Source organism: Paraburkholderia sp. BR14374 (genome assembly GCF_040948685.1).
Lineage (GTDB): Bacteria > Pseudomonadota > Gammaproteobacteria > Burkholderiales > Burkholderiaceae > Paraburkholderia > Paraburkholderia youngii.
The window spans coordinates 669,443-684,882 of the sequence record NZ_JBFPKF010000002.1; the positions used below are offsets into that span (position 1 = coordinate 669,443).

Annotated in this window: 16 protein-coding genes; 14 read left to right on the top strand and 2 right to left on the bottom strand. The window is 65.8% G+C overall.

The window, feature by feature from the left end; translation table 11 throughout:
• Positions 1–525: 525 nt before the first annotated feature.
• From AB3X86_RS07000 to AB3X86_RS07040, 9 genes are all read left to right on the top strand, one after another.
• A complete protein-coding gene (locus tag AB3X86_RS07000) occupies positions 526–1,002 on the top strand; it encodes a hypothetical protein (protein WP_368595377.1) in 477 nt (158 codons plus the stop codon).
• Positions 1,003–1,121: 119 nt separating this feature from the next.
• The gene (locus AB3X86_RS07005) at positions 1,122–1,673 is read left to right on the top strand and encodes a hypothetical protein (RefSeq protein WP_368595378.1); all 552 of its coding nucleotides are present in this window, start codon (positions 1,122–1,124) and stop codon (positions 1,671–1,673) included.
• A complete protein-coding gene (locus tag AB3X86_RS07010) occupies positions 1,670–2,347 on the top strand; it encodes a hypothetical protein (RefSeq protein WP_368595379.1) in 678 nt (225 codons plus the stop codon). The genes AB3X86_RS07005 and AB3X86_RS07010 overlap by 4 nt, the downstream gene beginning before the upstream one ends.
• Before the next feature lie 25 nt (positions 2,348–2,372).
• The gene (locus AB3X86_RS07015; RefSeq protein WP_368595380.1) at positions 2,373–3,764 is read left to right on the top strand and encodes a hypothetical protein; all 1,392 of its coding nucleotides are present in this window, start codon (positions 2,373–2,375) and stop codon (positions 3,762–3,764) included.
• 104 nt (positions 3,765–3,868) lie between these two features.
• Entirely contained in the window at positions 3,869–4,582 is a 714-nt protein-coding gene (locus AB3X86_RS07020) for a C39 family peptidase (protein ID WP_368595381.1), read from the top strand.
• A 7-nt stretch (positions 4,583–4,589) separates the two neighbouring features.
• Positions 4,590–5,399, top strand: a complete 810-nt coding sequence (locus AB3X86_RS07025) for a peptidase C39 (protein WP_368595382.1) — start codon at positions 4,590–4,592, stop codon at positions 5,397–5,399.
• A gap of 127 nt (positions 5,400–5,526) precedes the next feature.
• Positions 5,527–6,945 carry a hypothetical protein gene (locus AB3X86_RS07030; protein ID WP_368595383.1) on the top strand — a complete coding sequence of 473 codons (1,419 nt, stop codon included), beginning with the start codon at positions 5,527–5,529 and terminating at the stop codon, positions 6,943–6,945.
• Positions 6,946–6,969: 24 nt separating this feature from the next.
• Positions 6,970–8,529 (top strand): sigma 54-interacting transcriptional regulator, encoded by a 1,560-nt coding sequence (locus tag AB3X86_RS07035; protein WP_368595384.1) that lies wholly within the window; start codon positions 6,970–6,972, stop codon positions 8,527–8,529.
• A gap of 71 nt (positions 8,530–8,600) precedes the next feature.
• Positions 8,601–9,101: a dihydrofolate reductase gene (locus AB3X86_RS07040; RefSeq protein ID WP_368595385.1), complete on the top strand. Its 501-nt coding sequence runs from the start codon at positions 8,601–8,603 to the stop codon at positions 9,099–9,101.
• Between the two features lie 101 nt (positions 9,102–9,202).
• Here the strand turns inward: AB3X86_RS07040 and pmbA are convergent, their stop codons facing one another.
• Entirely contained in the window at positions 9,203–10,573 is a 1,371-nt protein-coding gene (gene pmbA, locus AB3X86_RS07045; RefSeq protein ID WP_368595386.1) for a metalloprotease PmbA, read from the bottom strand.
• A 151-nt stretch (positions 10,574–10,724) separates the two neighbouring features.
• On the opposite strand from pmbA, the gene yjgA reads away from it, so the two are divergent.
• Positions 10,725–11,333 carry a ribosome biogenesis factor YjgA gene (gene yjgA / locus AB3X86_RS07050; protein ID WP_152853923.1) on the top strand — a complete coding sequence of 203 codons (609 nt, stop codon included), beginning with the start codon at positions 10,725–10,727 and terminating at the stop codon, positions 11,331–11,333.
• Complete coding sequence (gene mog / locus AB3X86_RS07055; RefSeq protein WP_176124215.1) at positions 11,314–11,955, top strand: molybdopterin adenylyltransferase; 642 nt, start codon at positions 11,314–11,316, stop codon at positions 11,953–11,955. The genes yjgA and mog overlap by 20 nt, the downstream gene beginning before the upstream one ends.
• 38 nt (positions 11,956–11,993) lie before the next feature.
• On the opposite strand, the gene orn is transcribed toward mog, so the two are convergent.
• Entirely contained in the window at positions 11,994–12,605 is a 612-nt protein-coding gene (gene orn / locus AB3X86_RS07060) for an oligoribonuclease (RefSeq protein ID WP_176366132.1), read from the bottom strand.
• A 227-nt stretch (positions 12,606–12,832) separates the two neighbouring features.
• Between orn and AB3X86_RS07065 the strand changes: the two genes are divergently transcribed.
• Genes AB3X86_RS07065 through AB3X86_RS07075 form a run of 3 tightly spaced genes read left to right on the top strand, consistent with a single transcriptional unit; the run spans position 12,833 to position 15,400 of the window.
• A complete protein-coding gene (locus tag AB3X86_RS07065; RefSeq protein ID WP_368595387.1) occupies positions 12,833–14,092 on the top strand; it encodes a M48 family metallopeptidase in 1,260 nt (419 codons plus the stop codon).
• Positions 14,089–15,078, top strand: coding sequence for a ribosome small subunit-dependent GTPase A (gene rsgA / locus AB3X86_RS07070; RefSeq protein ID WP_368595388.1), 990 nt, complete (start codon positions 14,089–14,091; stop codon positions 15,076–15,078). The genes AB3X86_RS07065 and rsgA overlap by 4 nt, the downstream gene beginning before the upstream one ends.
• Before the next feature lies 1 nt (position 15,079).
• A complete protein-coding gene (locus tag AB3X86_RS07075; protein WP_176380308.1) occupies positions 15,080–15,400 on the top strand; it encodes a DUF2007 domain-containing protein in 321 nt (106 codons plus the stop codon).
• Positions 15,401–15,440: the final 40 nt, after the last annotated feature.

Consider the following 15,440-nt stretch of genomic DNA (forward strand, 5'->3'; position numbering starts at 1 on the left):
TCGTTAACGAACGTTAAGGACGACGCATGCACCTGAAACTGAGGTTCAGACACGCTGACTCGTCCGGGATTCGCGAATCGCAAAACCCGAACGGCCATTCCATTCCGTGCGGACAGCTGATCCCCAAGAAAGCGGCGTGTGTGTTTGAGACGGCCTGATATGGGCCTTTTTTAAATCTGAAGCTGTTTTCGAGAGCTTACTATACGTGCGCCGCTTCGAAAACAATTATGCGAATTTAATCGATGGACCCCTTGACCATCATGGATTAGCGGCCGATCGCCATATATTCAGCCGACAAATAAAACATTAGTGGAAGCGCTTTTCGCAGCGTTCCCGCGACGGTAGTTCGTACCTTACAGATTATCGAATTATAGGTATTTTCTGCTGACCCGTTTCAGGGCTGCAACGTTTTTTCCTGATTTGGAACGCATTAGTAGTCATTCCGCCGATGGGCGCCAGACGCATCAATGGATTGCGAGCGATGGCACATGTTTCGCTAATTGGCGAACACCAGGGAGACACATCATGCGACTCGCATTCCGCATCGATCTGATAAGCCGCCGCGCACCATTCTTCGCAATTTGCGCAGCCTTGGCGCTCACCGCCCTGCCGGCGAGGGCCGGCACCCAGACAACGCCAGCCGACCCGACGCGTTCCGTCACGCCGGCGGATTTCAACGATGCCACCGACCCCGCCTCCGCCAGCCCGCAAACCGCTTCGCCGGTTGCCGCGGACGACGGCAGCCAGCTTGCCGCCAACGCGTCGAACCGGGCTGGCGATGCTGCATCGATGAACGATATTTCGCTCGACGACCAGATGCTGTCGCGGCAACGCGGCGGCGCGCTCGGCATGTTGATGGTCGCCGCGACACCACAGTTGATGCAGGGCGGCGGCAACCAGGTGACGTTGTGGGACGAGATCGCCCCGCCCTCGCCGCTGCCCGTGCCCGTCGATGCAGCACGCGCCGCCCAGGGCAACGTCGCGACATACCAGCGCAAGTGAGCAGGATGAAGCAACGAACCGATAGCAAATAACCAGGGAATGCGGGACCGGTGGGCGCGCGAAAGGTGACGCGCCCCACGACGGCGGGACACAAGCAACAACAGAGAAGGGACCGGGACATGAGCACGAACCACCAGACGCCGCGCGCCCTCGGGCTGCCGGCGGCGTCGTTCAGCAACGCTCCCGTCTTGCCGCGCACCGCTTTGGCCGGCACCGCCCTCCTCGCCAGCGTCCTCGTCAGCGCCTGCTTCGCGAGCCATGCGTATGCCGAGCAGGTCGCCAATCCGGGCGACATCATCGTCGAGCGCAGCGTCACGCCGCGCGACGCGTTCGTCCCCGTGCCGCGTGACGAGGACCCGGTCGCGGTGCGCGCCACCACGTTCCCGGCCAACTCGTTCGACCCGACGATCGCGACGCTCGTCGGCGACACCGATCTGACCAACGCGCACGGCTCGAACGGCGTCGTCGCCGGCGGCGTGCTCGGCGGCACCGGCATGCAGGCCGTCACGCAGATCCTCTCCGGCAAGGCGACCGGCAATACGATCCCGCTGAACGCGGGCGGCATCGGCGGACCGGCGACGGGCGTCGGCGGCACGATCAGCTCGTCCGTGACGGGCGCGCTCGCGCCGCTATCGAACGTGCTCGGCGGCGCACCCGGAGGTCTGAAATGAACACGCGCCTGCGCCCCTCGCTGCCATCGCTCGAATCACTGCAATTCACTTCGGCGCGCACTGCCCTGCGCGTCTGCGCGTGCCTGTGCATGGGCGTCGCTGCGCTCGTCGCCGGCGAGGCCCACGCGCAGTCGGCGGCGGCGCCGGTCGTCAGCGCCACCGCGACCATCGGCAGCGGCGCGGGCATGGGCGCGACGGGCGCGCTCTCGGTCAACGAAACCGCTGGCCTCGACAACGCGCAGATCAACCAGATCACGGTAACGAATGGCGCCGCCGTCGGCAACGCGAACGCCAGCGTGCAATGCGCGTCGGTGCTCGCCAACGTGCCGCGCGCGCAAGCGTCGATCGAGGCCAATGCGTTTTCGAACACATCCGGCGCGGTGCTGGTGAACCAGTCGGCCGGAGCAGGGAATCTGCAGCGCAACAGCACCCAGATCGGGACTGCGGCGCTCGGAGTCGAGACCGTCTCGGATGGGGAGCTATCCGCGACGGCCCCGAAAAACGGCAGTCCGGGGCGGTCGAACACGATTCACGGCGTGCGCGAGGCAAGCATTTCCAGCGATGCCTTCCGTAACGCGAGCGGAATCGTGCAAATCAACCAGGCAGCCGGCGCCGGTAATGCCACGGCAAACAGTTTTGTGCTCCGTCCCCCGGCGGGCACTTTTTTTAAATGACCACACTTAAGTATCGGAGCGAATCATGAAGCGCACTCTTATTGCCACGGCCGTTCTCGCTGCCGCATCCGGCAGCGTGCTTGCCGCGCCGCAGAAGGCCTACCTGTTCAATACGACGGTCGTCGGCGAGATGGTCGGCGTCGAGGGTATGGTCGGACTGTTTGGCTGCGTGCATGTCTCCAGCACGGCTAACGCGGTGATCAACAACAATCAGATGGTCAACGTCAACGCGACGCTCGATCCGCAGGCGCAGACCTACACCACCGGCACCGTGACCACGACCATCAACAACAACAGGTCGTCGGTCAGAGGCGGGGGCGCGGCATTCGCGTTCACGACGCAAAGGCATACCTCGTCGAGCTCGAGCGCGCAGGGCTTCGAAGCTTCGGGCGGCTATGCGTACGGCAGCCAGAGTGCGAGCGTGACGAGCGGCGGCTATGAAACGAGCCAGCAGGCAGCCGGCATCGCGGGCAGCTTTTCGCACACGAGTCAGAATTCGGGCGGCCATATCGCGGCGGGCGGCTCGATCGGCGGCAGCTACAGCTATCAGGACCACAACACTCCCTCGCACGGCAGCGGCTCGTTCAGCGCCCACGGCGGCCTGCACGCCGGTTATCGCGAGTCGAGCTACTCGAACTCGTCGGGTGTCGCCGGCGCCTTCGAAGCGAGCGAAGCGTCCGGGCAAAGCCGTTCGTGGAGCTTCAAGGCGAGCGAAGGCTCCGGCTTTGCGAGGGTCGGCGAGCAATCGTCGAGCTACTCGCGCAGCAGCTCTTCGTCGACCAACGCGTACGGCGCCGTATGGGGCATCGACGAAGGCCTCGCGACGACCGACGTGACGACGCGCGGCTCGATCACGCAGCACATCAACAACGAACGGGCCGCCACGCTGAACGCGACCACCGGCACCAATGCGGCCAGCAACGTGTCGGGCAACCTCGGCATCAACATCGCGGAAGGCATCGACAACGCGCAGAGCAACGACGTGTCGCTCGCCTCGGTCGACGTCGGCAACGTGTTCGGCAACGCGCAGGACTTCAACGTGCAGTCCTCGGGCGGCAGCGCGGCGATCCACAACTTCAATCTGAACGCGTCGGTCGGCAACGGGTCGCTGTCGGGCGTGACGGGCAACGTCGGCGTGAACGTCGCGTCCGGCATCGGCAACGCGCAGGACAACGCGCTTGCCGGCGCAGTAACGACGACCTCGCCGGGCAAGGCGCTGACCACCGCGATGGATGCGACGGATGACAACTCGCAATCCGCCACGATGGTCGTTCACGGGCAATTCCAGGGCACCGCAAGTCTGGGCGCCGATACGTTGAAAGGCGCCTCCGGCAACATCGGCGTGAACATCGCCGGCGGCGCGGGCAACTTGCAGCACAACGGCCTTGCCATCGCGGCGCTGAACAGCGGCAAGTAAGCCGACGACGCGACGACCGCGGGCAAGCAGAAAAAGCAAAAGCAGTCGGAAGGGCGCGCCGGCAGCCATAGAAGCTGCCGGCGCGGATCGGGCAGGAGACCAGCATGACCGGGTTCAAGGAGTTCCCGGCGCTACCGTTCGCGGTAGCGCTGGCAGGCTGCGTGCTGTGCGCGGACCACGCCGCCGCACAGTCGAGCATCGACACGTCCACGTTCGTCGGCGTGCCATTGACGAAGACGGTCCGTTCGATGAAGGACCTGCGCTACAACCACATCGTCAATCAGCAGTTCGACTACAGCTGCGGCGCGGCGGCGCTCGCCACCCTCCTCAAGTATGGCTACGGCATCGATATTCCGGAAACCGAACTGATCCGCCGGATGATGGTTTTCTCGACGCCCGAAGTCGTCGTCAAGAACGGCTTCTCGATGCTCGACATGAAGCACTTCGTCGAAACCATCGGACTGCGCGGCCGCGGCTTTCGCGTCAACGTCGACGCGCTTCACCACCTTCAGATCCCCGTGATGGTCCTGATGAACATCGACGGCTACGAGCATTTCGTGATCGTCAAGCATGCGCAGGACGGCCGCGTGTTCATCGCGGACCCGGCGCTCGGCAATCGCATCGTGCTCGAAGACGACTTCGCGAAGACCTGGAACGGCCTCGTGTTCGCGGTCCTCGGCAAACCCTTCAGGAAGGATTCACCGCTGTTGCAGGACAACGAGTCGCTCGCGCTGAAGCTGCGCGCCGCCGCGCTGGCGGCCGGCACCGCCGCGACGCCCTTTTTCGAGTACGGCTTGAACAAGGCAGACATGTTCTGATCCCGCCATGAAGTCACACCTGACACCGCTTGGGTTCGTGCTCTGCTCCATCGCCTGCGGCGCAAGCAGCATTGCCCATGCTTCGGAGGGCGCCGCCTCGCCACCGGCTCCCGAAGTTTCGACACGGTCCGCGCCGGGCGCCGAGCCGCTGCGAGTGCAGCTGGTCGGCGACGACGTGCTCGCGACCCAGACCGGCAAATTCGCCGGCGCGACGATGATCTCCGGCTTCGTGCTGAACGTCATTTCGCAATGGCAGTTGCCCAACGGCGCGAGCGCGCTCGCTCAAGGCTCGCTGAGCGCGGTACAGAACGGTGGCGGCCAGCTCACGAGTTCCGTCAGCACGTTCGCGAGCGTGAGCAGCGGCGCGCACGGCCATGCCGGCGATTCGGGCGCCAATCCGAATGCGCAGGCGCGCGGCGGCCAGAGCATCGGCGTCAACGGCGTGTCGCAGGTTAGCCAGGTCGCGGGCGATCGCAACAGCGGCACTAACTCCGCGCTGATCGACTTCAACAACAGCGCCGCGACGCTGACCGGCTCCGCCAACGCGCCGTCGGCGACAGCCAGCAATTCGACCGGCTCAGTGAAAGCCGGCATTTCGTTCGGCAGCAACGGCGTGAACGTCGCGCTGCAGACACCCGCTGGGCTCGCCACCCAGAGCATCGCGCCGAGCAACGGGCAGATCGCCCAGTTGCTGCAGATCGCAGGCAATAACCAGCAAGTCGCCAACGCCCTGCAACTGCATCTGCAAACCCAGCAGATGTCGGCTTCGATGCTTCGTCAGTTGGGCGTACTGCAGGCACTGCAAAACAGGAGATAACGGAGCGGGCCGCCACCCGCCAGTTGCACCACAAGCAGAAAAGAGACGGCCGCGCAGTCAGGACCGCGCGGCCGGACCACCGGGGGCGCAAATAATGAAAAAAGTGTCATCGACCAGGGCACCGCGCATGGCTCTCGCGGCCATTCCGGCCGCCGTCATGCTTTGGGCTCTTTCTCAGCCAGCGAGCGCGCAGGCGCTCGCCGGTCAATCCGTGGAGGACCGTCTGAACACGCTGATGCGCGTCGTCGACGAGCAGCAGCGGCAGATCCATTCGCTCGAACGCCAGGTCACCGAACTCGAGATGGCGCAACGCGGCCGCGGCGTGCCGGGCGCCGGCGCTCCCGCGGGCAGCGGCGCGGTGGCCGAGCAGCCCGGCGCCGACGGCCTGCCGGTGCCGCTGCCGCCGCTCGCGCAGATCGCGCCTGGCGCGCCCGCGCCGGCGGGCACCACCGGCACCGCCACCGGCGTGCCGGTCAATCCGCCGACGCCGGACGGCAGCAACGCGGGCAACGCCAGCGCCGGCGGCCTGCCCGCCGCCACCGACGGCAGCGGCGCGGTCGGCCAGACCCAGCGCGCGAACGAACCGGTGCGCACGCAGGCCGAGCAGGCGGTCGTGCAGCGCGAGCATGCGCCGCTGTTCGACCACAAGCTGACGATGGACTTCGGCATCAGCGACACCTACTACGACCGTCGCCAGTTGCAGTTGTCGGGCTTCCTCGCGCTCGACGCGATCTTCCTCGGCAACATCAACCTCGGCCAGACCAAGTCGCACCAAGTGATGGCGGACCTCGACACGCGCTACGGCGTGTCCGACCGCATCAACGTCGACGTCGACGTGCCGTACGTGTACCGGCGCAGCACCTTCATCGTCGGCGGCGCGGGCGGCGCGGCCAGCACGCTGTCGGACGCGACGGTGTCGAGTCACGACATCGGCGACGTGAATTTCGGCATCTACTACCAGTTCGTCAGGGAAACCAATGCGCTGCCGGACGTGGTCGGCAGTCTGCGCGTGAAGGCGCCGACCGGCAGCTCGCCGTTCGGCGAAAAAGTCGTGCAGATCGACGCGAACAACACCAACCTCGTCGCGCCGACCCGACTGCCGACCGGCACCGGATTCTGGAACATCACCGCGGGTCTGTCGGTGCTGAAGACCTACGACCCGGTCGTGCTGTTCGGCAGCGTTTCGTACACCTACAACCTCGCGCGTTCGTTCGCGGACATTTCGTCGGTGCAGGGACAAACCGAACCGGCGACGGTCAAGCTCGGCGACATCGTGCAGTTCGGCGGCGGCGTCGCGCTCGCGTTCTCCGACAAGGATTCGGCCAGCGTGTCGTTCACGATGGCGCTCGAACCCGAGTCGCAGACCAAGGCGCCGGGCGGCAGCTACCAGAAGGTGCCGGGCAGCGAAACCACGGCCGCGGCGATGAATTTTGGCCTGAACCACGTCGTGAACAAGCACCTGACCATCAACGGCTCGGTATCGATCGGACTCACACCCGACGCGCCGAACTTCGTGGTCGGCGTGCGCTTTCCGTACACCTTCTGACGTGCCAACGATACGAGGTCGAACGTGCGTGAATCACCTCATCTGAGCAGTGTGGCTTCCGTCGCGGCAGCGGGATCGCATCTGTCGCTCGCGGTGCCGAAGCAGCGCGCCGCGGTGTCGTCCGCCGGGGCCGCCGCGGCGCCGGCCGTCGAGCCACCGGCTAGCAACCAAACCGGCGCGCCCGCGAGCGCCGCGATGCCGGGCGTCGCGCGACAGCTGCTGTACGTCGCGCGCACCCCCGACGAAACGCTGATCGCGCATCTGAAAAGCCGCGGCTGGCAGGTCGCGGCCGCGCGCTCGGCGCACGAACTCGGGCGGCTTTTGAAGCCGGACATAACGTGCGCGGGCATCGTCGATCTGGCGAGCTTCGCGCCGCGCGACATCGGCGGACTCGAGGCGAGCCTGCGTCAGCAGCAGATCGGCTGGATCGCGCTCGCGAGCAACGAGCGGCTCAGCGATCCGCTGGTGCGACGTCTCGTGCGCCACTACTGCTTCGACTTCGTGAAGCTGCCCGTCGCGCACGCGACGATCGACTATCTGGCCGGCCACGCGTTCGGCATGGTCACGCTATGCGACCCGGAGCTCCCGCCGCCCGCCAGCGAAGCGGGCGACGAGGAAATGGTCGGCACCTGCGAGGCGATGCAGCAGCTCTTTCGCACGATCCGCAAAGTCGCGAACACCGACGCGAGCGTCTTCATCGCGGGCGAATCGGGCACCGGCAAGGAGTTGACCGCGCTGGCGATCCACGAGCGCTCGCCGCGCCGCAAGGCGCCGTTCATGCCGATCAACTGCGGCGCGATCCCGCATCACCTTCTTCAATCCGAACTGTTCGGCTACGAGCGCGGCGCCTTTACCGGCGCGAATCAGCGCAAGATCGGCCGAGTCGAGGCTGCCGACGGCGGCACGCTGTTTCTCGACGAGATCGGCGACCTCCCGCTCGAAAGCCAGGCGAGCCTGCTGCGCTTTTTGCAGGAAGGCAAGATCGAGCGGCTCGGCGGACGCGAATCGATCCCGGTCGACGTGCGCATCATCTCGGCGACCCACGTGGATCTCGACGGCGCGATGCGCGACGGCCAGTTCCGCGCGGATCTGTTTCATCGCCTGTGCGTGCTGCGCGTCGACGAGCCGCCCCTGCGCGCGCGTGGGCGGGACATCGAGATTCTCGCGTACCACATCCTGCACAAGTTCAAGACCGACAACGCGCGCAAGATTCGCGGCTTCACACCGTCGGCGATCGAGGCGCTCTACAACTACAACTGGCCCGGCAACGTGCGCGAACTGATCAACCGCGTGCGCCGCGCGATCGTGATGGCCGAGAACAAGCTGATCTCAGCCGACGACCTCGACCTCGCCGGTTTTACCGAGCAGCAAAGCATGACGCTCACCCAGGCGCGCGAGGCCGCCGAGAAGCGCGCGATCGAGGCCGCGCTGCTGCGCCATCGGCACCGCTTGAACGAGGCGGCGGCGGATCTGAACATTTCGCGCGTGACGCTGTATCGGCTGATGGGCGTGCACGGTTTGCGCGAACCGGGAGGCGCCGACGACAAGAAGGGGCTCGCCACGGACGGGGCGGCGCAGGGGTGAGCAGCGGGCGGGCATCGGTGCGCATCGGTGCGTCGGGTAGAATCGCCCGGTTACCCTCCTCTTTCCATTCGATGACGACGCTCACCCTGATCGTCGCTCGCGCCAGCAACGGCGTGATCGGCCGCGACAACCAGTTGCCCTGGCGACTGCCCGAAGACCTCAAGTTCTTCAAGCGCACGACGATGGGCGCGCCCATCATCATGGGCCGCAAGACACATGAATCGATCGGGCGGCCGCTGCCGGGACGCCGCAACATCGTCGTCACGCGCGATGCCTCGCGGCGCTTTCAGGGCTGCGACACCGCGACCAATCTCGACGAAGCGCTCGCGCTCGCCGCGCAAGACCAGGCGCCGCAAGCGTTTCTGATCGGCGGAGCGGAGTTGTACGACGAAGGGCTGCGCCACGCGGACAAGCTGATCGTCACCGAGATCGCCGCCGACTTCCCCGGCGATGCGACCTTCCCCGCGATCGACCCGCGCGTGTGGGAAGAAATCGCGCGCGAAGCGCATCACTCGAATGCGCCGAACGACTTCGATTACGCATTCGTCACGTATCAACGCAAGGACGTCTGACGGCACGCGCCACGCATGCAAATAAAAAACGCCACGCAACGTTGAGCTGCGTGGCGTTTTCGTTTGATACGGGACAGCGCCGGAACGCGCCGCCGCGCGGCTTACTGCCCCGCGATCGTCATCCTCTCGATCAGCACCGAGCCGGTCTGCTTGGTGCCGCGCGTGATCGTATCCGCGCCGATTGCGACGATATGGCGGAACATCTCCTGCAGCGTGCTCGCGACCGTGATCTCTTCGACCGGGTACTGGATCTTGCCATTCTCGACCCAGAAGCCCGACGCACCGCGCGAGTAGTCGCCCGTCACGTAGTTGACGCCCTGCCCCATCAGCTCGGTCAGCAAGAGACCCGTGCCGAGCTTCTTCAGCATGGCTTCGAAGTCGTCGTCGGCGCGCGTGTTCGAGCTGAGCAGCGACAGGTTGTGCGAGCCGCCCGCGTTGCCGGTGGTCTTCATGCCGAGCTTGCGCGCCGAGTAGGTGGACAGGAAGTAGCCCTCGACGACGCCGTCCCTCACGACCGAGCGCTGACGCGTGCGCACGCCTTCCTCGTCGAACGGCGCGCTGCCCATCGCGCGCGCGACGTGCGGATCTTCGACCACCTGCACGTGCGGCGCGAACACCGGCTTGCCGAGGCTGTCGACCAGAAACGAGGTCTTGCGATACAACGCGCCGCCGCTCGTCGCCTGCACGAACGCGCCGAGCAGGCCCGCCGCGAGCGGCGCTTCGAACAGCACCGGGACCTTGCGCGTATCGAGGCCGCGCGCGCCGATGCGCGCGAGCGCACGCTGCGCCGCGTAACGGCCGACCGCTTCCGGATCGGCGAGCTCGTCGGCGCTGCGCGTCGACGTGTACCAGTCGTCGCGCTGCATGTTGCGGCCGCTGCCGGCGATCGGCGCGCACGCGATGTAGTGGCGCGAGTACGGGTAGCCGGCGAGGAAACCGCGCGAGGTCGCCAGCACGAACTGCGAATGCTGCGCCGACACGCTCGCGCCTTCGGAGTTCTTGATCTGCGGATCGGTCGCGAACGCGGCATCTTCGGCGCGGCGCGCGATCTCGACCGCTTCGTCGGCCGACAGGTTCCACGGGTGATACAGATCGAGGTCGCGCGGCGCGGTTTCGAGCAGCTCGGCTTCGGCGAGGCCCGCGCAATCGTCTTCGGCGGTGAAGCGCGCGATGTTGTAGGCGGCCGCGACCGTGTCCTTCAACGCTTGCGGCGTGAAGTCCGAGGTGCTCGCGTTGCCGCGCTTGTTGCCGATGAACACCGTCACACCGACCATCTTGTCGCGGTTGTGCTCGATCGTCTCGACTTCGCCGCGCCGCACGGAGACGGACAGGCCGTCGCCCTCGGAGATTTCGGTTGCGGCGTCGGTGCCGCCGAGCGCCTTCGCGTGACGGAGGATGTCCGAGGCGATTTCCTTCAGTTCATCCTGGGTATGCGGAAAAAAGCGCTGCTTGACGTCCATGTCTGCTGCCATTGTGGTTGCCGTCCTGTTGGGGCCGCGCGGCCCTGGGTATGCGCACCGTGTTCGGCGCGAGATGCGCGGGTGCGGGATAAATGCATCCCGCGATCATAGCAAGGTACGCGCCGCCGCGGGTCGGGCCGGCGCGGCAAGTTACAATACCGGCATGACACGCAAAACCCGCATTCAACCGATCGAATCGGTCGTCACGGAAGTCGACGAAAACGGCTACGATCGTCCGAGCAAGTCCCAGGTCAAACGCGAAATGCAGGCGTTGCAGGATCTGGGCGCGGCGCTCGTCGCGCTGCCGAAAGACGCGCTCAAGCGCATGCCGATGCCCGAAAAGCTCGACGAAGCCGTGCGCGAAGCGCGCCGCATCACCGATCATGAAGGCAAGCGCCGCCAGATCCAGTACGTCGGCCGCGTGATGCGCTCGCTGCTCGACACCGAAACCGCCGCGCTGCGCACCGCGCTCGACACTTACAACGGCGTCAACAAGACGGAAACGGCGAAGCTCCACTGGATCGAACGCACCCGCGAAAAGCTGCTTGCCGACGACGCCGCACTGACCGAGTTCATCCGCCAGCACCCGGCCGCCGACCCGCAGCAGGGCCGCACGCTGATCCGCAACGCGCGCAAGGAAGCGCAGCAGAGCAAGCCGCCGCGCTACTTCCGCGAGCTGTTCCAGTGGATCAAGAACGCGGCCGGCGCCGGCGACGAAGCCGAAGACGCTGACCTCGCCCCGGAACACGACGATGACGACCGCGACGCCTGATCAACGCAAGCAACGTAACCACCCCGACGAAATCGTGATCGGCCTCGTGTCGATCAGCGACCGCGCGTCGACGGGCGTGTACGAGGACAAGGGCATTCCGGCGCTGCAGGAGTGGCTCGGCGCGGCCTTGAGCTCGCCGTGGCAAGTCGTCACGCGGCTGATCGCCGACGATGCGCCGACCATCTCGGCGACGCTGATCGAACTGGTCGACGAAGTGGGCTGCGATCTGGTGCTGACGACTGGCGGCACCGGTCCGTCGCGCCGCGACGTGACGCCCGAGGCGACGCTCGCGGTGGCGACCAAGGAGATGCCCGGCTTCGGCGAGCAGATGCGGCAGATCAGCCTGAATTTCGTGCCGACCGCGATCCTGTCGCGCCAGGTCGCGGTGATCCGGGAAACCGATCAGCACGCCGCGCTGATCGTCAACCTGCCCGGACAGCCGAAATCGATCCGGGAAACGCTGGAAGGCCTGCGCGATGACGGCGCGGTGAAGGTGCCGGGAATTTTCGCTGCGGTGCCCTACTGCATCGACCTGATCGGCGGGCCTTACGTGGAAACCAACGCCGACGTGGTGAAGGCGTTCCGGCCAAAGAGCGCGCAGCGCGCGCCGCGGCAGGACTGAGGTTGGCGGATTAGGGCCTGCAGGTGCAGGCCCGCGCTTTATTTGGCGCTCGAGGCGGCGTCGGGCGCCGACGGCACGAGGAAATGCTCGCGGTAGTACTTCAGTTCGTCGATCGACTCGTGAATATCGGCCAGCGCGGTGTGCATCGCGCGCTTCTGGAAGCCCTTGTAGATGACCGGCTGCCAGCGCCGGCACAGCTCCTTCAGCGTGCTCACGTCGAGGTTGCGGTAGTGGAAGAAGCTCTCCAGATCCGGCATCCAGCGCGCCATGAAGCGGCGGTCCTGGCAGATCGAGTTGCCGCACATCGGCGACTTGCCCGGCGGCACGTACTGGCCGAGGAATTCGCGGATCTGCGCGGTTGCGTCGGCCTCGCTGACCGTCGAGGCCTTCACCCGATCGATCAGCCCCGAGCGGCCATGCGTGTTCTGGTTCCACTCGTCCATCTTCGCGAGCGTCTCATCGCTCTGATGAATCGCGAGCACCGGACCTTCGACCATCCTGTCGAGCGTCGAATTCGTCACCACCACCGCGATCTCGATGATGCGGTCGGTGTCGGGCTCGAGCCCGGTCATTTCCATGTCCAGCCAGACGAGATTCATGTCGCTGCGCACGAGCGGCGGCTGTTCGGTGGATGCGAGGATGTCAGTCATGAAGGCAACCCTGAGGGCCGCGCCGCGGGCTTCGCTGCAAGCCCGTGCGGCGCGGCATGTGTTCGTTTGAAATGGATTCGCGCGGTTCGAGCCGGGCCGGCTGCGCTGAAGCGCCGCCTTGAACTGCTGCCCGGAGCTGATGCGTTAAACCGCCGCGTTAAACCGTATCTCCGCCCTGAGGCGGGAAGAAACATATAATTCTCGCATAGATACCACGGAATCCTCGGATGCCTACCCTGTACTTCACCGCCCTCTTCATCGTCGCCGTCGTCGCGATGGTCGGCACCAAACTCTGGCTCGCGTCGCGGCAGATCCGCTTCGTCGTCGCGCATCGTGAACAGGTGCCCAGCCAGTTCGTGAACACCATCGCGCTCACCGCGCATCAGCGCGCAGCCGACTACACCGTCGAGCGCACGCGGCTCGCGATGGTCGAGATCGTCGTCGGCGCGGCCCTGCTGATCTGGCTCACGCTGCTCGGCGGCGTGCAGATGCTCGATCTCGCGATCTCCGACTGGCTCGGCCGCGGCTATGCCGGTCAGATTGCGCTGGTTGCCGCTGTGATCGCGATCACGAGCGCGATCGACCTGCCGTTCGACTACTACCGGCAGTTCGTCGTCGAGCAACGCTTCGGCTTCAATCGCATGAGCAAAAGCCTGTTCTTCTTCGACCGTCTGAAGGGCGCGCTGCTCGGTATCGCGTTCGGCCTGCCGCTGTTGTTTGTCGTGCTGTGGCTGATGAACCGCGCGGGCAACCTGTGGTGGCTGTGGGCATGGGTCGTGTGGGTCGCGTTCCAGATGTTCGGCCTGCTGATTTTCCCGACCTTCATCGCGCCGCTCTTCAACAAGTTCGAGCCGCTGAAGGATGAAGCGCTCGTGACCCGCATCGAGGCGCTGATGAAGCGCTGCGGCTTCGCCGCGAAGGGTCTGTTCGTGATGGACGGCAGCCGCCGCTCGGCGCACGGCAACGCGTACTTCACCGGCTTCGGCGCGAGCAAGCGCATCGTGTTTTTCGACACACTGCTTGCGCGGCTGTCGGGCCGCGAGATCGAAGCGGTGCTCGCGCACGAGCTCGGCCACTTCAAGCGCCGTCACGTGATGAAGCGCATGCTCGTCACGTTCGCGATCAGCCTCGCGATGCTCGCGCTGCTCGGCTGGCTGACGCAATGCGTATGGTTCTACGAAGGGCTCGGCGTGCGGCCGTCGCTGATTGGCGGCAACAGCGGACTCGCGCTCGTGCTGTTCTTCCTTGCGCTGCCAGTGTTCATGTTCTTCGTCACGCCGCTCGGCAGCCTCAGCTCGCGCAAGCACGAGTTCGAAGCCGACGCGTTCGCCGCGTCGCAAACCGACGCGCACGATCTGATCAACGCGCTCGTCAAGCTGTACGAGGACAACGCGTCGACATTGACGCCCGATCCGCTCTACACCGCGTTCTACTACTCGCATCCGCCGGCCTCGCAGCGGATCGACCGACTGTTGCAGCACGCATGAGCGGCCGCGCTCCCAAGAAAGCGGCGCGCGGCGCCGGGTCCGGCATGCACGGCGCGCGCACGGGCGGCCTCGTGGTGGCCGCGCACGGCCGCCACTATCTGGTCGCGCCTGAAGACGGCGGCGCGCTGCTACAGTGTTTCCCACGCGGCAAGCGCAGCGAGGTCGCGGTCGGCGATCGCGTGATCTACGAGCCGACTTCGGCGGATCAAGGCGTGATCGTCGAAATCGGCGAGCGGCGCAATCTGCTGTATCGCTCGGACCAGTACAAGTCGAAGCTGTTCGCCGCGAACCTCGACCAACTGCTGATCGTGCTCGCGACCGAGCCGCATTTCAGCGAGGATCTGCTCGGCCGCGCGCTCGTCGCCGCCGAGGCGAACGAATTGAAGCCGCTGATCGTGCTGAACAAGATCGACGTCACCGCTGCTCTGGATGGCGCGCGCAAGCGGCTCGAGCCGTATCGCGCGCTCGGCTATCCGGTGCTCGAAGTGTCGATCCGCATGCAGCCCGAGGCGGCACGCGCCACGCTGACCGAACATCTGCACGGTCACGCGACGCTGCTGCTCGGTCAATCCGGCATGGGCAAATCGACGCTCGTGAACCTGCTGATTCCCGATGCCGAAGTGGCGACGCGCGAGATCTCGACCGCGTTGAACAGCGGGCGCCATACGACGACGTTCACGCGTCTTTATCCGCTGCCTCAGTCGGAGGGTACGGCCGATTTGAATCACGTCAACGGCGCGGCCGGCGCGCTGATCGATTCGCCGGGCTTCCAGGAATTCGGCCTGCACCATCTGACCGAAGGCCGGCTCGAACGCGCGTTCCCCGAGTTCCGGGCGCTGCTGCCGAACTGCCGTTTCTATAACTGCCATCATCTGCACGAGCCTGGCTGCGCGATCCTCGAAGCGGTCGCCGACGGCCGCATCCGCCGCGAACGGCATGCGCTTTATGCGCAACTCGTGCACGAGGCGAGCCAGATCGTCCGCTGACATGAAACTGATGCGCGCGCCGAACCTGATCATCGGACAGCATTGGGTCAACGTGCTGGAGACCGCGGGCATCGCCTGCGAGCTACATAACCGCTATCTGAACGGCGCGCTCGGCGAGATTCCGGCCGATCAATGCGCGCCGGAGCTGTGGCTCGTCGATGAACGCGATGAGGCGGTCGCGCGGCGGCTGATCGAAGCGGCGTCGCGAGGACCGGCACCGGGCGCGCCGCAATGGCAATGTCAGCAGTGCGGCGAAATGCTCGAGGCGCAGTTCACCGTGTGCTGGCAATGCGGGACTGTGCGCGATCCTTTGAAGGGGTGAGGCGTCGTCGGGAATTGAAAAAGCCGGGCAACGCCCGGCT